Source organism: Novispirillum itersonii (genome assembly GCF_014205675.1).
GTDB classification, from domain to species: domain Bacteria; phylum Pseudomonadota; class Alphaproteobacteria; order Rhodospirillales; family Rhodospirillaceae; genus Novispirillum; species Novispirillum itersonii_A.
Genome location: NZ_JACIIX010000015.1, coordinates 44,682 through 62,654 on the forward strand (window position 1 = coordinate 44,682; position 17,973 = coordinate 62,654).

Below are 17,973 nucleotides of genomic sequence, written 5' to 3' on the forward strand. Positions count from 1 at the left end.
CAACCGGATCCGGTCCCGGCGGCAAACGCCGGACCGGATCAGCCCCGGATCATCAGTTTACGGCAATTTCCTTCACCTGCCACACAGAACGGTTGTAGATTTTCTCGTTCTGTAGCGACGGGTCCAGATCAAACGGATAAATGATGAACAGCGGCCCCTTTTCGCGGACCGTCATCTTCTTGCCGTCCCGTTTGGTCGCCAGAATCACCGGATAGCGGGTCATGTCCTCCACCGGCACTTCGGCGACATAATCGTTGATGGCCTTGACCATCAGGGTCGTCCCCTTGGCCCCGACCGCATCCAGAATCGCCGACATCAGCGGGCCTTCGTAGGTGGTTTCCTTATCCGCCCACGGCGTTTTCACCGGAGCGACACGGCCCTTCAGCTTTTCCAGCATCGCCAGATCGAATTCAGCCTTATCACCGTTGTTGGTGAACTGGATCCCGCCCTTCAGGGTCAGGATCACCGCCCCGGTCGGCTTCGGCAGAACCCCTTCCTGTGCCGATACCGGCGTGGAAATGACCGCCGTCAGCCCCAGCAGCAGGACAACCGCCCCCAGACCTTGCGAGAAAAAACGGCTTACAGCGTTGAAGCCCCGGTTCATTCTGCGACTCCTTATCACCAAAACGCAGCCGCATCCCATCCGGTCGATGCATTCTGCGATGCAATTTGCCAAAGCCCGGTCGGGCCGCTGCACCGGGGACCAATCCCCATATCCGCATTCCGCCTGTTCGGGCACTGGTTGCGGGCGGGATCTGCATCCCATGCAGGGTAATCTATGCAGACAGCATGCCAGAAAAATTTGGCCGCATACCATTCTTTGTATCCAGCCCCCCGCCCTGCCACCCGCAGGCGGAAGAACCACAGGAAGCCGTGCCCCGGAAAGCACGGGCCGACAGGCGATTATCCCCTAAACCTTTTATCTGTTTAGGTCGGCGCCAAACTGGGGTAAGACAACAGCGACAAGGCCGCCGCGCCGCCTGCCGCCGCGCAGGCTTACGCCCCGCCGCACCCCATATCCGCATTCCTTAAGACTGGTCACGACGCCGCCATGGACGCCGCCAAGCCGATTTATTCCTATCGCAAACACTGGGCTCACCGCTTCGGCACCGCCCCGTTCCTGCCGATGTCCCGGGCAGAAATGGATCAGCTCGGCTGGGACAGCTGCGATATCATCATCGTCACCGGCGACGCTTACGTCGACCACCCCAGCTTCGGCATGGCGGTGATCGGCCGCACGCTGGAGGCACAGGGCTTCCGGGTCGGCATCATCGCCCAGCCGGACTGGTCGGGGCCGGAGCCGTTCAAGGCGCTGGGAAAGCCCAACCTGTTCTTCGGCGTCACCGGCGGCAACATGGATTCCATGGTCAACCGCTACACCTCTGACCGGCGGATGCGCCACAACGACAGCTACACCCCCAACGACGAAGGCGGCAAACGCCCCGACCGGGCGGTAATCGTCTATTCCCAGCGCTGCCGCGAAGCCTACCGCGATGTGCCGATTGTTCTGGGCGGTATCGAGGCATCGCTGCGCCGCATCGCCCACTTCGACTACTGGTCGGAAAAGGTCCGCCGTTCCATCATCATGGACAGCAAGGCCGATCTGCTGTGCTACGGCAACGCCGAACGCGCCATCATCGACATCGCCCACCGCCTTGCCAAAGGCGAAAAGGCGCAGGACCTGACCGACGTGCGCGGTACCGCCTTCGTGCGGACCAAGGTGCCGGACGACTGGGTGGTGCTGGACGCCTCGACCATCGACACCACCACGACGCCGCAGGAGCCGGACGCGGCACCGGAAGACGATCACGACGACACCGGCCTTGGTGCCTCCGCCATGGCCACTCCGTCCGACAGCGGGGAAACTGCCCTGCGCCGGGCCGTGCGCAGCGGCACCCTGCCGAAGGACCGCACCGTGGTCCGCCTGCCGGATTATGAAGCGGTGGTCGGGGACGAAATCCTGTATGCCCATGCCTCCCGCATCCTGCATCTGGAGAGTAACCCCGGTAACGCCCGGCCGCTGGTGCAGCGCCATGGCGACCGCGAGGTGTGGCTGACCCCGCCGCCGATTCCGCTGGCCACCCCGGAAATGGATACCGTCTTCGGGCTGCCCTATGCCCGCGCCCCGCATCCGGCCTATGGCGATGCGCGTATTCCGGCGTGGGAGATGATCCGCTTCTCGGTCAACATCATGCGCGGCTGCTTCGGCGGCTGTACCTTCTGCTCGATCACCGAGCATGAAGGCCGGATCATCCAGAACCGCTCGGAAGAATCGATCCTGAAAGAGATCGAGGACATCCGCGATAAGACCCCGGGGTTCACCGGCGTCATCTCCGACCTTGGCGGCCCGACCGCCAACATGTACCGGCTGGCCTGTAAGGACCCGAAGATTCAGGATGTCTGCCGCCGCCCGTCCTGCGTCTACCCGGATATCTGTAAGAACCTCGACACCAACCATCATTCTCTGGTGCAGCTGTACCGCAAGGCCCGTGACCTGAAGGGCGTGAAAAAGATCCTGATCGCTTCCGGCCTGCGCTACGACCTTGCCGTGCGCAGCCCGGAATATGTGAAGGAGCTGGTCAGCCACCACGTCGGCGGCTACCTGAAGATCGCCCCGGAACATACCGAGCAGGGCCCGCTGTCGAAGATGATGAAGCCGGGCATCGGCACCTACGATGCCTTCAAGAAGATGTTCGACAAATATTCCAAGGAAGCCGGGAAAGAGCAGTACCTGATCCCCTACTTCATCGCCGCCCACCCCGGCACCACCGATGAAGACATGATGAATCTGGCGATCTGGCTGAAGCGCAACGGCTTCCGCGCCGATCAGGTGCAGGCCTTCCTGCCCTCCCCGATGTCGCTGGCCACCGCCATGTACCGCAGCGGCCGCAACCCGCTGCGCCCGGTGCACCGCGATGCCCGCAGCGAGGAAGATTCCGTCTACGCCGTCAAGGGGTTGAAACAGCGCCGCCTGCACAAGGCCTTCCTCCGTTACCACGATGCCGAGAACTGGCCGATCCTGCGGGATGCGCTGAAGCGGATGGGCCGCGCCGACCTGATCGGCAACGGCAAGCATCATCTGGTGCCGACCTTCCAGCCCGCCGGAACCGGCCTGAGCGGTGGCGAAGGCGCGCGGACCGGGCGTAAACACAAGGGGCAGGTGTTCCTGACCCAGCATGCCGGGAAAGGGCGGCGGTCAAACCCGCGCCCGCTGCCGAAGACACCACGGGCATAACAGGCTTATTTTAAAAGATTTTTTCATTGCCTTCACCGGCCCGCTGGACCATCCGGCGGGCCGCTTTTCTATCTCAATGCGTTTTCTTCCCCATTTTAACCCCTATAGGTGGACCCGACACCCCCGTTCGGGGGAATAGTGCTTTGCCGCCCCCGGGGGCATTGTCAGTCAACGCACAGATTACCCCTCCGGGATCGCTCTGAATGGGCTGAATGAGAGAAAACGCCATGGCCAACGCCCTTGCCTTCAACAGCCGCGCCATCTGCCTTGATGATATCGAGCCGGACCTGAACAGCGGCCCGGGACGCGCCAAAACCGTGCGCAGCCTGCACCAGTGCCTCAGCTATCTGCTGCGGGAAGTCGAGCAGGTCGGCGACGTGAAGCTGTCTGAAGCCATGGAAGATGCCGTGCACGCGGCGGAGCGCCTGATGCGCCTGCTGCCTGATTACAAGAACTGACGGTTTCGTCCTGCGGGGTGCAGCTTGATCTCCCGGGGTCACAGACCCCGGCCCCGAGCCGGATGATCAAAAGGGCGCGGATCTCTCGTTCCGCGCCCTTCTTTTTCCTATGCTTTCCGGATCCGGTGGATCAGTTCTTCTGCAACTTGCGCCAGTGCGCCACATTGCGGTTATGCTCATCCAGCGTCTCGGCAAAGGCATGGCCGCCGGTTCCGTCAGCGACAAAATACAGGTCCTTGCTGACGTCCGGATTCAGCACCGCTTCCAGCGCCAGCCGCCCCGGCAGAGCAATCGGCCCGGCAGGCAGACCCGGGCGGGTATAGGTATTCCACGCATGATCGGTCTCCAGATCCTTGCGGGTCAACGCCCGGCCAAGGGACCCGGTGTTGCGGGCCAGCCCGTAAATCACCGTCGGGTCTGACTGCAACGGCATCCCCAGCCGCAGGCGGTTGATGAACACACCGGCAACCCGCCGCCGTTCCGCCGCCACCCCGGTTTCCTTTTCCACCACGGAGGCCAGCGTCAGGGCCTCCCGCGGGCTCTTCAGAGGCAATCCTGCCACCCGGCGCTCCCACAGGTCCGTCAGCAGGGTCGCCTGTGCCGTCATCATCCGGCGCACCACGGTGGTGCGGTTATCGCCACGCAGCAGCTGATAGGTCTCCGGCATCAGGTCGCCTTCGTTGGGGGTAACAGTAATGTCGCCCTCCAGAACCTCCAGCGCCCGCACCTTCTCCAGTGCTTCCTGCACCGTCAGGCCCTCCGGGATGGTCAGGGTGTACTGCACCTGATTGCGGCCGCTGGCCAGCATGGCGACAACATCAGCCAGCGAATAATCCGGCGGAATCGCATATTCCCCGGCCCGCAGGGACGAAGCCTGACCGTCCAGCCGGGCAAACAACGGGATCAGCGTCCGTTCCGCCTGATCCCGCAACACGCCGGCGCGGGACAGGATATCGACAATAACGGTGATACCGGCCCCTTTCGGGATCAGGACCACAGTATTATCCAGCCGTTGCCCCGGCGATGTATAGCGGGACTTCGCCCATTGCCACAGGCCTGCCGCCGATCCGGCACCGACCAGCAGAATCACCAGAAACACCGCCACCAAACGCCTGAGCATCCTGCGCTCCCTCACCCATACCCCAAACCTTCGCCGGACCGTAGCCCCGGACAATCCCCGGAATCATACCGATGAAGCTGGCCAAAAATATGGCGCGCCAAAGGCTTCCGCAACCGGCCACATCACAGGGTCACAAAATGGCAACAGGCCCAACCGGTTACACCCGGCGGGCCTGTTGTCAAAAGCAGACTGCGGACCGCAGCCGATATCAGACCGCGCCGAGAACCAGAGACGCGTTGGTACCGCCAAACCCGAAGGAGTTGGACAGCGCAATCTTCACCTGCCGTTCCTTGGTCTTCAACGGCACCAGATCGATGTCGCAGCCTTCGGACGGGTCATTCAGGTTCAGGGTCGGCGGGCAGAGACCGGTGTTCAGCGCCTTGATCGAGAAGATCGCCTCAACCGCACCGGCGGCCCCCAGCAGATGGCCGATCGCCGACTTGGTGGAAGACATCGACAGCTTGTAGGCATGGTCGCCGAACAGGCGCTTGACCGCGCCCAGCTCGATCTCATCCCCCAGCGGGGTCGAGGTGCCATGGGCGTTGACATAATCAACCGCCGACACATCGAGCCTGGCATCCTTCAACGCATTGCGCATGGCCCGGAAGCCGCCGTTGCCATCTTCCGCCGGGGCGGTGATATGGTAGGCGTCGCCGGACATGCCGTAACCCAGCACTTCGGCGTAAATCTTGGCGCCACGCTTCTTGGCGTGTTCGTACTCTTCCAGCACCACGACCCCGGCGCCTTCGCCCATCACAAAGCCATCACGGCCCTTGTCCCACGGGCGGGAGCCGGTGGTCGGGGCATCGTTATAGCTGGTGGACAGGGCACGGGCAGCAGAGAAACCGGCAATCCCCAGACGGCACAGCGCGGCTTCGGCACCACCGGCAACCATCACGTCGGCATCGCCGTACTTGATGATGCGGCTGGCATCGCCGATGGCATGCGCCCCGGTGGAGCAGGCGGTGACCACCGCGTGGTTCGGGCCCCTGAAGCCATAGCGGATCGACACATGGCCGGAGACCAGATTGATCAGCGACGACGGGATAAAGAACGGGCTGATCTTGCGCGGGCCGCTGGCTTCCATGATCTTGGAGGCCTCGGCGATATTCGGCAGACCGCCGATGCCCGAGCCGATAATCACACCGGTGCGTTCACGGTCTTCCTCGCCTTCGGGCTTCCAGCCGGAATCCTCGATCGCTTCGACCGCAGCGGCCAGACCGTAAACAATGAATTCGTCCATGCGGCGGCGGTCTTTGGCAGCCGCCACCAGATCGGGATCAAAACGGTAGGGATGGTCGGCTTCGGTCGGAACCTGACCGCCGATGCGCGCCGGCAGATCATCAACCTGAAACCGGTCAATGGCCCGAATCCCGGAGACTCCGCGCACAAGCTGTTCCCAGGTGCCCTCGACACCATTCGCGAGGGGGGTGACCATACCGAGCCCGGTGACGACTACTCGCCTCATGACCTAGCGTTCCCGTTACAGTTTTCTGTGTCGTTTGTGTATTTCGGTCAGGTCACGCTGCCGGGGGCAGAAGGGGCCTGACCGGAAGACAGACGCCGCCCCGCCGGACCGCGCCGGGCGGATAGCCCGGACGTCAGAACCGGCGGAGGCGGCGCCGTCAGGACCGAAATTAGCCGTTGGCCTTTTCGATGAAATCGATCGCGTCCTTAACGGTCAGGATCTTTTCGGCGGCATCGTCCGGAATCTCGACGCCGAATTCTTCTTCGAAAGCCATAACCAGCTCAACGGTGTCCAGGCTGTCAGCGCCCAGATCGTCAATGAAGCTGGCAGTATCAGTCACCTTGTCGGCTTCGACACCCAGGTGCTCCACCACGATCTTCTTCACGCGCTCAGCGACGTTGCTCATTCGTTTGTCCTCAGATGCAGTTGGCCCGCCATCCCCTAACAACGGGCAGCAGACAGGGCCGATTTGAACCCATTAACTCCGGCGGTCAAGAGAAAACCTCCTCTCCCAACCCCGGAGCGCAAATAGCGCCTGTTGGTAACACACTTGCCGCACGAATGCCATAGCGCAGCAACAGAGAACGCAAAAGACTGAAATAAAACGAAAATGCAGCCTTCCGCACCCTTTCTGACCGGTCTTTTTCAGACCAATCAGATCATTGCCATGCCGCCGTTGACGTGCAGGGTCTGACCGGTAACATACCCGGCTTCCGCCGAAGCCAGATACAGCACCGCCGCCGCAATGTCTTCCGAAGAGCCCATCCGGCCCATCGGGATCCCGGCGTTCAGCTTTTCCTTCTGGGCGTCCGGCAGGGCATCGGTCATCGCCGTGGCGATGAAGCCCGGGGCAACGCAGTTGACGGTGATGCCACGGCTGGCCACTTCGGCGGCCAGACTCTTCGACATCCCGATCAGACCGGCCTTGGAGGCCGCATAGTTGGTCTGCCCCGGGTTGCCGGTGACCCCGACAATGGAGGTGACGGAGATGATGCGGCCGAAACGGCGCTTCATCATACCCTTCAGGCAGGCCCGGGCCAGCTGGAAGGAAGAGGTCAGGTTGACGCGGATCACCGCATCCCAATCCTCATCCTTCAGGCGCATGGCAAGGGTGTCCCGGGTCAGCCCGGCGTTGTTGACCAGAATGTCCACCTGCCCCATCGCGGCTTCCGCCGCCGGGATCAGGGCCGCCACCGACTCAGCGTCGGACAGGTTGGCGGGGGTGACGAAGGCACGGTCCCCCAGCTCCGCCGCCAGCGCTTCCAGTGCCTCGCGGCGGGTGCCGGACAGGGCCACCTTGGCACCACGGGCATACAGGGCCCGGGCCACAGCCCCGCCGATACCGCCCGATGCACCGGTGACCAGCGCGCACTTACCGTTCAGATCGAACATTGTCGGAATTCCTTAGTCTTAGGGAACAGGGCCTTAGGGAGGATCAGGCGTTCAGGGTCGCCAGAAAAGCATCGATATCAGCCGGGGTGTTCAGGGCCACACCGGCCACTTCCTTGTCAATGCGCTTGGCCAGACCGCTCAGCACCTTACCGGCACCGCATTCCACCAGCGTGGTGATGCCCTGCGCCTTCATATAGAGAACGCTTTCACGCCAGCGCACCGCACCGGTCACCTGCTCCACCAGCAGACGGCGGATGTCATCCGGCGCGGTGACGGCGGAGGCGGTGACATTGGCCACCACCGGCACCACCGGGGCGTTGATGGTCACGCCCGCCAGCGCCTCGGCCATCGCATCGGCGGCGGGCTGCATCAGGGCGCAATGGAAGGGGGCGGACACCGGCAGCAGGACGGAGCGCTTGGCCCCCTTCTCGGCGGCCAGCGCAATGGCGCGTTCCACGGCGGCCTTGGCACCGGAAACCACGACCTGCCCCGGGGCATTGTCATTGGCGGCCTGACAGACCTCACCCTGCGCGGCAGCGGCGGCGATTTCCTGCGCCTGTTCCAGATCCAGCCCCAGCAGGGCGGCCATGGCGCCCTCACCCACCGGCACCGCCTTCTGCATGGCACGGCCACGTACCTTCAGCAGGCGGGCGGTATCACCGATCGACAGCGCCCCGGCGGCGCACAGGGCCGAATACTCGCCCAGCGAATGCCCGGCGACGAACTGCCCGGCGGCCTTCAGGTCAAAGCCCTGCGACTCCAGCACCCGGATCACCGCCATCGACACCGCCATCAGGGCCGGCTGGGCGTTCTCGGTCAGGGTCAGGTCATCGGACGGGCCTTCAAACATCAGGCCGGACAGGTTCTGGCCGAGGGCATCATCCACTTCCTGATAGACGGCACGGGCAACGGCGTGGGCCTCGCCCAGATCCTTACCCATTCCCACCGCCTGAGAGCCCTGACCGGGAAATACGAATGCGCGCGCCATCGGCGACCCCTTGGTTAAATCGGTTAACGGGGTTGGTTCCGTTAACGGGACAGTAAAAAAGTCTGGCGAAAGTGAGGAACCGGCCCGCCCCTGTCAAGATTCCGTGTGCGACAGGGCGCGGCCCTTTTGCGTTTTTCCGCATCTTCTGTTGCAATCGCCGGACGGATGCGTATAGTGCGCGCCTTCATCTCCCTTGCCGGATGGTCCGGCTATGCCTAGTCACAGGCCGTATATGGACCTGTCGGGCTGAGAGAATCCATAAGGGTAAAACCAATGTCTTTGTATGAGAGCGTGTTCATCGCTCGCCAGGACATCACCAACCAACAGGTTGAGTCCCTGGCCGATGAGCTGGCCGCCATCATCACCGAACGTGGCGGCGCGGTGACCAAGAAGGAATTCTGGGGTCTCCGTAACCTGACCTACCGGGTCAACAAGAACCGTAAGGGCCATTACGTCCTGTTCAACATCGACGCTCCGGCTGACGCCGTCCTCGAAATGGAACGTATCATGCGTTTCAACGAAGACGTTCTGCGTTACATGACCGTCCGTGTTGACGCCCTGGAAGAAGGCCAGTCGGCCATTCTGCTCCAGAAGGGCGAACGTGATACCCGCTCCCCGCGTGGTGATCGCGGCGACCGTGGTGATCGCGGCCCCCGTGGCCCGCGGGAAGACCGTGGTCCGCGCGAAGACCGCGGCCCGCGCCGTGACCGTAACGACCGTACCGAGGGAGGCAACTAATGGCCGCGCCCCGTCGTCCGTTTTTCCGTCGTCGCAAGACCTGCCCGTTCTCGGGTGCCAATGCGCCGAAGATCGACTACAAGGACATCAAGCTGCTTCAGCGTTATATCTCTGAGCGTGGCAAGATCGTCCCGAGCCGTATCACCGCCGTTTCCGCCAAGAAGCAGCGTGAGCTGGCCCGCGCCATTAAGCGCGCCCGCTTCCTCGCCCTGCTGCCTTACGTCGTGAAGTAAGGAGCGCGAATTATGGAAGTGATCCTCCTCGAACGCGTTGAAAAGCTTGGCCAGATGGGCGAAGTGGTGCGGGTGAAGCCGGGTTATGCCCGTAACTACCTGCTGCCGCAGAAGAAAGCCCTGCGCGCCAACAAAGACAACATGGCGATCTTCGAACGTCAGCGCGCCGAACTGGAAGCGCTGAACCTGAAGCGTCGTCAGGAAGCCCAGGGCGTTGCCGGTCAGATGTCCGGCGTCCGTGTGGTTCTGGTCCGTCAGGCCTCCGAAGGTGGCCAGCTGTACGGTTCCGTGACCGCCCGCGACATTCAGGAAGCCCTGAAGGACGCTGGCTACAAGATCGAACGCCGTCAGGTCGAACTGAACAGCCCGATCAAGTCGCTGGGTTCCTACACCGTCCGTCTGTCTCTGCACCCGGAAGTTTCCATCGAAGCTGGCGTCATCGTCGCCCGCTCCATGGCGGAAGCCGAAGAACAGCATGCTGCCGAAGAATACTTCGAAGAGCCGGCTGAAGAAGACGTTGATGGCGAATACGAAGCCACCGAAGAATAATTTCTTCTGTGATTTCGGTCCTTACGGCAGGCCGCCCCACCCGGGGCGGCCTGTTCGCTTTTGCGCTTCGCCCACCTTCAGCGCCTGCCCGTCTCCGCGCCCGGTGCCTTTGCGGCAGAACCGCAGCCCTTTCCAGCAGAAAGCACGGGACCGTCATTTTCTGCGGCATATTTTATATTTCCTCGTCAATCCTGCGATTATCACCGGATTTTGCCCGCACTTTCCGTCGCCTCTTTCAGGCCGATGTTGGTATGGTTGCAAAAGGCCGGGGGGTGACCTATCACTGAACCCTCCCCCTGCCCTGCTGCCGCCCATCGTGGCGAACGTAGGATCCGGGACCCGGAATTCCCCTTTCAGGATGGCCTTTTCAGGATGGTTCCCCGATGACCGGATACGAGATGTCTCTTCCCCTGCCCGACGGCGGCCCCGGCGACGGTATGCCGGTGCGGGAGCTGCCCCATAATCTGGAAGCGGAACAGGCCCTTCTCGGGGCAATTTTCCAGTCAAACCGTGCCTATGAGCGGGTCAGCGAGTTTCTTCAGGCCGACCATTTCGCCAATGCCCTGCATGCCCGCATTTACGGTGCCTGTGGCCGCCTGATCGAACAGGGCCATCTGGCCACCCCGGTCACCCTGAAGGGCTATCTGGAAAACGATCCGCTGCTCAAGGAAGCCGGCGGTCCGGCCTATCTGGCACATCTTGCCAATTCCGTCATCACCGTGGTCAATGCCGAGGACTATGGGCGGCTGATCCACGATTTCGCCCTGCGGCGGGAGCTGATCGACCTCGGCCAGCAGATGGTCAACGAAGCCTACGAGGTGTCGTTCGACCGTTCCGCCACCGACCAGATCGAAATCGCCGAACAGAAGCTGTACGACCTTGCCACCACCGGCCATCAGGAAGGCGGCTTTCAGGACTTCCGTATGGCCCTGACCACCGCCATCCATATGGCGGAAGCGGCCCACCGCCGCGCCGGGCAGCTGGCCGGGGTACCGACCGATCTGGTGGACCTCGATAAAAAGCTCGGCGGCCTGCATCCTTCTGACCTGATCATCCTCGCCGGACGCCCGTCGATGGGGAAAACGGCGCTGGCGACCAACATCGCCTTCAACGCCGCCAAGCTGTACAAGGAAAAGATCGACGCCACCGGCCAGCGGGAAACCCTGGATGGTGCCAAGGTCGCCTTCTTCTCCCTTGAAATGTCGGCGGAACAGCTCGCCACCCGTCTGCTGGCGCAGGAAGCCGAAATCAGCTCCCACAAGATCCGCACCGGGGAGCTGGCCAATGAGGATTTCTCGCGCATGGTGCAGGTCAGCCACGAACTGCACAGCATGCCGCTGTTTATCGACGATACCCCGGCGCTGTCGGTTTCCGCCGTGCGCACCCGCTGCCGCCGTCTGGCCCGCCAGCATGGTCTGGGCCTGATCGTCATCGACTACCTTCAGCTGCTGTCAGCCAACCCCGGTGACCGCTCCGATGGCCGCGTCAACGAAGTGTCGGCCATCACCCGTGGCCTGAAGGCGCTGGCGAAAGAGCTGAACGTGCCGGTGATCGCGCTGTCGCAGCTGTCGCGCGCCGTCGAACAGCGCGACGACAAAAAACCGCAGCTGTCTGACCTGCGTGAATCCGGCTCCATCGAGCAGGACGCCGACGTGGTGATGTTCGTCTACCGCGAAGAATACTACCTGTCGCGCAGCGAGCCCGGGCGTAAGCCGGAAGAGGATGAAAACCGGTTCATGGAACGCCACCGGGCGTGGATGGAACGGTGCGAAAAAGCCCACAACGTCGCCGAAGTGATCGTCGCCAAGCAGCGCCATGGTCCGATCGGCAGCGTCCGTCTGTTCTTCGACGGCAACTACACCAAATTCGGCAACCTGATTGCCTCTGACTACGGCAGTTATGACGATGAATAATCTCTCTTCTTCCCGCACCGACGATCCGGCCGCCGGGGGTTTTCTGATCGTGGACACCGCAGCGGTGGTCGCCAACTGGCGCACCCTGCGGGACAGCGCCCCGTCGGCCAAAACCTGCGGCGCGGTGATGAAAGCCGATGGCTACGGCCTTGGCGCGGCAGAACTGGCCCCGGCGCTGGCCGCGGCAGGCTGCCGTGACTTTTTCGTCGCGGTGCCGGAAGAAGGGATTGCCCTGCGCCGGGCGGTGCCGGACCACACCATCTATGTGCTGTCCGGCCCGCTGGGGTCGCTGGAACCGTTCATCACCCATAACCTGACCCCGGTGCTGAACGCGCCGGAACAGGTGGCGGAGTGGCTGGCCCACAGCGGCGGCCGGGACTACGTGGTGCAGGTTGACAGCGGCATGAACCGCCTTGGCCTGACCGCTGCCGAACTGACCGAACTGGCCCCCGGCCTGAAGCCGCGCCTGCTGATGTCACATCTGTGCTGCGCCGACGAACCGGCACACCCGATGAACCAGTCCCAGCTTGCCGCCTTCCGGGTGGCGCGGGAGAAACTGCCGGGCGTACCGTCCTCTCTGGCGGCATCGTCGGGGATTTTCCTTGGCCCGGACTACCATTTCGATCTGGTCCGCCCCGGCATCGGCCTGTACGGTGGCAATCCGGTGCCCGGCCAGCCCAACCCGGTGCGGGCTGCCGCCACCCTGCGGATCCGCATTGTTCAGGTCCGTCGAATTGACACTCCGGGGGCGGTTGGCTATGGTGCCACCCACGCCGTAACCCCCGGCATGCGTCTGGCAACCGTTTCGGCGGGCTATGCCGATGGCCTGCTGCGGTCACTGGGGGGGCGCGGTAAGGGGATGCTGGGGGGCATTGAAGTGCCGATCGTCGGCCGGGTGTCGATGGACCTGATCTCCTTTGATGTTTCTGCGGTCCCGGAAGAGTTTGCCCGGCCCGGTCAGTGGATTTCCGTTCTCGGGGATGGCATTGATCTGGATGAACAGGCAGGACGTGCCGGAACCATTTCTTACGAGCTGCTGACGGGTCTGTCCCGCCGGTACGCCCGCCGGTATACCGGCAGTTAAGGGCCCGCCGATCCACCGGCGGCCCACGTTTGGGAGCCCGTGAATGAACTCCACCAACCCGGTGACGGCCTTTCTGGATTTCCTCGCCCTTGTCGGGCGGGTCCTGCTGGCGTTCTTCAACCGGGTCGGGCGGCTGTCTACCTTCACGGCGATGGCGGTGTTCCACTGCCTGACCCCGCCGTTCTATCCGCGCACCCTGCTGCGGCAGATGGTGGAGATCGGCTATTACTCGCTGCCGGTGGTCGGCCTGACCACCCTGTTCTCCGGGATGGTGCTGGCCCTGCAAAGCCACACCGGCTTTGCCCGTTTTGCCGCCGAAGGCGCGGTTGCCACCGTGGTGGTGATTTCGATGACGCGGGAACTGGGGCCGGTGCTGGCCGGGCTGATGGTGGCCGGGCGCGTCGGGGCCTCGATGGCCGCCGAGATCGGCACCATGCGGGTGACCGAACAGATTGATGCCCTGTCCACCCTGTCAACCAACCCATTCAAATACCTGATCGCGCCGCGTCTTCTGGCCGGGGCGCTGATGCTGCCGCTGCTGGTGCTGGTCGGGGATATCATCGGGGTGTTCGGCGGGTACCTGATCGGCACCTACAAACTGGGCTTCAACCCCGGCAACTACATCCAGCGCACCTGGGAATTTCTGGAGACGATGGATGTCGTCTCCGGTCTGGTCAAGGCCTCCACCTTTGGCTTCATCATTGCGCTGATGGGCTGTTACAATGGCTATACCTCGCGCGGTGGCGCGCAGGGTGTCGGTCAGGCCACCCGCAATGCGGTGGTGTCGGCCTCCATCCTGATTCTGGTATTCAACTACCTCATCACGGAACTGTTTTTCGCGCGATGATCAGCACCACCCCCGCCTATCAGCCCCCGCCCTCCGTGCCGAAGCTCAGCCTGACCAACGTCCATAAGGCGTTTGGGCAAAAGGTGGTGCTCGACGGTGTTTCCATTGATATCCGCCCCGGCGAAAGCGTGGTGGTGATCGGCGGCTCCGGGACCGGTAAATCGGTGCTGCTGAAGTCGATCCTCGGCCTGATCACCCCGGACAGCGGATCGATCCTGATCGACGGTCAGGAAACCGTCGGTCTGCGTGGCCGGAAGCGCGATACCGTCCTGCGCAAGTTCGGCATGCTGTTTCAGGGGGCGGCGCTGTTTGACTCCCTGCCAGTGTGGGAAAACGTCGCCTTCGGCCTGATTCAGGGCGAAGGCATGGCCCGGGGCCCGGCCCGCGACAAGGCCGTGGAAAAGCTGGCGCAGGTCGGCCTTGGCCCGGAAGTGGCCGATCTGTTCCCGTCGGAACTCTCCGGGGGCATGCAGAAGCGCGTCGGCCTCGCCCGTGCCATCGCTGACGAGCCGGAGATCATCTTCTTCGATGAACCGACCACCGGGCTGGACCCGATCATGGCCGATGTCATCAACGACCTGATCGTGAAGTGCGTGAAGGAACTGGGGGCCACGGCCCTGTCGATCACCCACGACATGGCATCCGCCCGCAAGATTGCCGACCGTATCGCCATGCTGCACAAGGGCCGACTGATCTGGACCGGCCCGGCATCGCAGGTGTTTGACTCCGGCAATCCCTATGTTGACCAGTTCGTCCATGGCCGGGCCAGCGGACCGATCACCATGGCGGTCAGGGCCTGATCCCCCGGTTTTTGTCTTGCCACTCTGTCTTTTTGCCGGGGCCGGTGCTGAATACCGCGCCCCGCTCCATCCCCCTGTTTCACTGGAGTTTCCGTTGATGTCCGCCCTGCGTAGCCTGTGCCTGTGTGCCGCCCTGTCCCTGCTGCCGCTGTCCGCCATGGCGCAGGGCACCACAGTGGACCGGGTGACCTCCACCATCACCAGCACGGCCCAGACCGTTGACAGCGCCGCCAAAAAGGCTGATGCCGTCTCCCAGAGCGTTGATCAGGCCACCAAGGCCGCCGACACCGTCAAAAAGACACTGGGGCAGGAAACCACCGCTGCCGGAAACACCGCCGGGAAGGCCAAGGATGCCGTGAAGGATGCTGCCAGGGACACCGCCAAGGCCATTCCGGAAAAGGCCCAGAAGTACGGTAATTCCGCGGAACGCCGCATGGATGACCTGAAGAAGAAGCACGGCAAGAAGAACTGAGGCTTGCCCTGCCTTCTACCATGACCGACGCCCCGCCCCGTGCGGGGCGTTTGCTTTTGCGCGCCCGCCGCATGCCGGATTTTGCCGCACTGTGCTGAAATTACGGCAAACATCGCCCTTACGCTGACACAGTGCCGGGGCTTAATACATCTCAGGGAACGACGGCAGCCTCCTCGCTGACCGATCCCGAAACCCTCCGCCCCACCCGGGGCAACCGGGGCCGCCGGGCCGGATCTTCCGCCCGCCCCCACTGACAGACACCGGAGTTTACGGTCATGTCCTTTACCCGTCTTCTGACCCGCACCGCCCTTGCCACCACCATCGTGTCCGTGATGGCAGGCGCCGCCTTCGCTCAGGTTCCGCCTGCGGCAGCCCCGGCGGCGGTTCCGGCCCCGGCGGTGACGGATGCGGCCCAGCCCCCGCAGGATGCGGCGAAGGCTGGACAGACCAAGGTGGACCCGAAAGCGGCTGAGGCCGCTGCGGCACACACCCCGAAAGATCATGCCCAGAAGGAGCAGCTGGCCAAGGATGCCAAGGCCATGCCCGACACCGCCAAAAAAGGCGGAAAATCGGCCGAACACCGCGTCGATGACGTGAAAAAGCAGCACGCCAAGGATGCCGCCAAGGGCGCGGTGCCTGAGCCGAAGCCCGCCCAGTAAGCGGCCCCGTCTTCCGGTCCCCGACCGGAGCGGGGCCGGAGGCACCGGAGCGTTTCCGGCAGGGCCGGTCACCGGACCTGCGACAGGAAACGCTCCCTTCCCATCACACAGCAGCAGGAGGAACCGGGGATCAGCCCCCCAGTTCCTCCTTCAGCATTTCAATGTCCAGCCACTGTTCCTCGGCGGCGGCCTGCTCAGCCTTCAGGGCTTCCAGCCCCTCCACCGCCTTGGCAAAGCCCTGCGGATCGCGGGCATAAAAGCCATCATCTGCCAGCTTCTTTTCCAGCGCCGCGCTTTCCTTTTCCAGCCGTTCCATCAGCTTGGGGAATTCGTCGAGGAAGCGTTGCTGCTTGTAGGACAGCTTGACCGATTTCCCCTTCGGCTTTTCCTTCGGGGCTTCCGCCTTCGCTTCGTCCTTCACCTTCGCCGGGGCCTGCACCTTCGGGCGCTGGATTTCATAGTCGGAATAGCCGCCCGGATATTCCCGCACCACGCCATCGCCCTCAAAAACGATGGAGGACGTCACCACCCGGTCAAGAAAATCACGGTCGTGGCTGACCAGCAGCAGGGTGCCGTCATAATCGCCCAGCATGTCCTGCAACAGATCCAGCGTTTCCATATCCAGATCGTTGGTCGGTTCGTCGAGGATCAGGAAGTTGGAGGGCCGGGCCAGCGCCTTGGCCAGCAGCAGGCGGTTGCGCTCCCCCCCGGACAGGCTGCCGACCGGGCTGCGGGCCTGCCGCTCATCAAACAGGAAATCACGCATATAGCCGACCACATGGCGCAGATGACCGCGCACATTGATGGAATCCCCGCCGGTGTCGGCCAGCGTATCCCAGATGGTCTTGGCCGGGTCCAGCGCGCTGCGGCTCTGGTCAAGGTAGACGGTGGTCAGGTTGGTGCCCAGCTTGACCGTGCCGCTGTCCGGCGCTTCCTGCCCCATCAGCATCCGCAGCAGGGTTGACTTGCCCGCCCCGTTGGGGCCGATGATGCCGACCCGGTCCCCGCGCAGGATCCGGGTGGAGAACGGGGCCAGAATCACCCGGTCGCCATAGGTCTTGGCAATCCCTTCGGCCTCGATCACCAGCTTGCCGGAGGTCTGGCCGCTGTCGCTTTCCATCTTCACCAGACCGGTGCGGGCGATCATCTGCGCCCGTTCGCTGCGCAGCTCCTGCAACCGGCGCATCCGGCCCATGTTACGGGTGCGGCGGGCCTCGATGCCCTTTTTCGACCAAGTCACTTCCTGCTCAAGGAATTTGTCGAACTTGGCGGTCTCGACCGCTTCCTGCTCCAGAATCCCCTGTGACCAGCCTTCAAACTCCTTGAATCCAGCCTCAAGGCGGCGCACCACGCCACGGTCCAGCCACAGGGTGGTACGGGTCAGGCGGTTGAGGAAGGCCCGGTCGTGCGAGATCAGGATGAAGCCGCTGCGGGTGTTAGACAGGTATTCTTCCAGCCACTGGATGGTCGGCAGATCCAGATGGTTGGTCGGTTCGTCCATCAGCATCACATCGGGCTGGCTGACCAGCAGGCGGGCAATGGCGGCGCGGCGCTTTTCCCCGCCCGACATCGCCGCCGGATCCGCATCCGGACGGACCTGAAGATCATCCAGTATGATATCGACGGTGTGATAGTCGTGCAGCTGCTCCGGCCCCAGCCCGGCGGCGACATAATCGTGGGCGGTGGCGAAGCCGGACAGGTCAGGCTCCTGCGGCAGATAGGCGATGCGGGTGCCGGGCTGCACGAAAATCTCGCCGCTTTCGGCATCGACCATCCCGGCGATCACCTTCAGCAGCGTTGACTTGCCGGAGCCATTGCGGCCGACCAGACAGACGCGGTCGCCCTTGCCCACCGCCAGCTCCACGCCCTGAAACAGGGGATGGCCGCCAAAGCCGAGGCGGATGTCACGCAGGGTCAGCAGGGGAGGAAGAGCCACGGGCGCACCTGTCTTTATCAAACATCGGAAAAACTGCCCCGATGATTACGGCGTCCTCCGGTCCCCGGCAAGAGAAAAGGC

Annotated in this window: 18 protein-coding genes; 11 read left to right on the forward strand and 7 right to left on the reverse strand. The window is 63.3% G+C overall.

Annotation, left to right across the window (positions count from 1 at the left end):
- Nucleotides 1-52 precede the first annotated feature (52 nt).
- The gene (locus FHS48_RS16830; RefSeq protein WP_184265166.1) at nt 53-604 is read right to left on the reverse strand and encodes a putative pterin-binding protein; all 552 of its coding nucleotides are present in this window, start codon (nt 602-604) and stop codon (nt 53-55) included.
- Between the two features lie 447 nt (nt 605-1,051).
- Here FHS48_RS16830 and FHS48_RS16835 point away from each other — a divergent pair, with 447 nt between their 5' ends.
- Nucleotides 1,052-3,235 carry a YgiQ family radical SAM protein gene (locus tag FHS48_RS16835; protein WP_184265168.1) on the forward strand — a complete coding sequence of 728 codons (2,184 nt, stop codon included), beginning with the start codon at nt 1,052-1,054 and terminating at the stop codon, nt 3,233-3,235.
- Nucleotides 3,236-3,462: 227 nt separating this feature from the next.
- Nucleotides 3,463-3,693: a hypothetical protein gene (locus tag FHS48_RS16840; protein ID WP_184265170.1), complete on the forward strand. Its 231-nt coding sequence runs from the start codon at nt 3,463-3,465 to the stop codon at nt 3,691-3,693.
- A gap of 130 nt (nt 3,694-3,823) precedes the next feature.
- Here the strand turns inward: FHS48_RS16840 and mltG are convergent, their stop codons facing one another.
- The 5 genes from mltG to fabD all read right to left on the reverse strand — a co-directional run bounded on the left by mltG (nt 3,824) and on the right by fabD (nt 8,661).
- Nucleotides 3,824-4,813, reverse strand: coding sequence for an endolytic transglycosylase MltG (gene mltG, locus FHS48_RS16845; RefSeq protein ID WP_184265172.1), 990 nt, complete (start codon nt 4,811-4,813; stop codon nt 3,824-3,826).
- Between the two features lie 208 nt (nt 4,814-5,021).
- Nucleotides 5,022-6,281, reverse strand: a complete 1,260-nt coding sequence (fabF, locus tag FHS48_RS16850) for a beta-ketoacyl-ACP synthase II (RefSeq protein WP_184265174.1) — start codon at nt 6,279-6,281, stop codon at nt 5,022-5,024.
- 169 nt (nt 6,282-6,450) lie between these two features.
- The gene (locus FHS48_RS16855; RefSeq protein WP_184265176.1) at nt 6,451-6,687 is read right to left on the reverse strand and encodes an acyl carrier protein; all 237 of its coding nucleotides are present in this window, start codon (nt 6,685-6,687) and stop codon (nt 6,451-6,453) included.
- Between the two features lie 248 nt (nt 6,688-6,935).
- Complete coding sequence (fabG, locus tag FHS48_RS16860; protein WP_019644009.1) at nt 6,936-7,673, reverse strand: 3-oxoacyl-[acyl-carrier-protein] reductase; 738 nt, start codon at nt 7,671-7,673, stop codon at nt 6,936-6,938.
- A gap of 43 nt (nt 7,674-7,716) precedes the next feature.
- Complete coding sequence (fabD, locus tag FHS48_RS16865; RefSeq protein ID WP_184265178.1) at nt 7,717-8,661, reverse strand: ACP S-malonyltransferase; 945 nt, start codon at nt 8,659-8,661, stop codon at nt 7,717-7,719.
- Between the two features lie 273 nt (nt 8,662-8,934).
- On the opposite strand from fabD, the gene rpsF reads away from it, so the two are divergent.
- From rpsF to FHS48_RS16910, 9 genes are all read left to right on the forward strand, one after another.
- Nucleotides 8,935-9,399, forward strand: a complete 465-nt coding sequence (gene rpsF, locus FHS48_RS16870) for a 30S ribosomal protein S6 (protein ID WP_184265180.1) — start codon at nt 8,935-8,937, stop codon at nt 9,397-9,399.
- The gene (rpsR, locus tag FHS48_RS16875; RefSeq protein ID WP_019644012.1) at nt 9,399-9,632 is read left to right on the forward strand and encodes a 30S ribosomal protein S18; all 234 of its coding nucleotides are present in this window, start codon (nt 9,399-9,401) and stop codon (nt 9,630-9,632) included. The genes rpsF and rpsR overlap by 1 nt, the downstream gene beginning before the upstream one ends.
- 12 nt (nt 9,633-9,644) lie before the next feature.
- Entirely contained in the window at nt 9,645-10,181 is a 537-nt protein-coding gene (gene rplI, locus FHS48_RS16880) for a 50S ribosomal protein L9 (RefSeq protein ID WP_184265182.1), read from the forward strand.
- Between the two features lie 383 nt (nt 10,182-10,564).
- Nucleotides 10,565-12,094 carry a replicative DNA helicase gene (locus FHS48_RS16885; protein WP_184265184.1) on the forward strand — a complete coding sequence of 510 codons (1,530 nt, stop codon included), beginning with the start codon at nt 10,565-10,567 and terminating at the stop codon, nt 12,092-12,094.
- Nucleotides 12,087-13,178: an alanine racemase gene (gene alr, locus FHS48_RS16890; RefSeq protein ID WP_184265185.1), complete on the forward strand. Its 1,092-nt coding sequence runs from the start codon at nt 12,087-12,089 to the stop codon at nt 13,176-13,178. The genes FHS48_RS16885 and alr overlap by 8 nt, the downstream gene beginning before the upstream one ends.
- 43 nt (nt 13,179-13,221) lie before the next feature.
- A complete protein-coding gene (locus FHS48_RS16895) occupies nt 13,222-14,025 on the forward strand; it encodes an MlaE family ABC transporter permease (protein ID WP_260402542.1) in 804 nt (267 codons plus the stop codon).
- Complete coding sequence (locus tag FHS48_RS16900; RefSeq protein WP_184265187.1) at nt 14,022-14,825, forward strand: ABC transporter ATP-binding protein; 804 nt, start codon at nt 14,022-14,024, stop codon at nt 14,823-14,825. Before FHS48_RS16895 ends, FHS48_RS16900 begins: the two co-directional genes overlap by 4 nt.
- Before the next feature lie 97 nt (nt 14,826-14,922).
- On the forward strand, nt 14,923-15,297 hold the full coding sequence (locus FHS48_RS16905) for a hypothetical protein (protein ID WP_184265189.1): 375 nt from the start codon (nt 14,923-14,925) through the stop codon (nt 15,295-15,297).
- 275 nt (nt 15,298-15,572) lie between these two features.
- Complete coding sequence (locus FHS48_RS16910; RefSeq protein ID WP_184265191.1) at nt 15,573-15,956, forward strand: hypothetical protein; 384 nt, start codon at nt 15,573-15,575, stop codon at nt 15,954-15,956.
- 130 nt (nt 15,957-16,086) lie between these two features.
- On the opposite strand, the gene FHS48_RS16915 is transcribed toward FHS48_RS16910, so the two are convergent.
- Complete coding sequence (locus tag FHS48_RS16915; protein WP_184265193.1) at nt 16,087-17,892, reverse strand: ABC-F family ATP-binding cassette domain-containing protein; 1,806 nt, start codon at nt 17,890-17,892, stop codon at nt 16,087-16,089.
- Nucleotides 17,893-17,973: the final 81 nt, after the last annotated feature.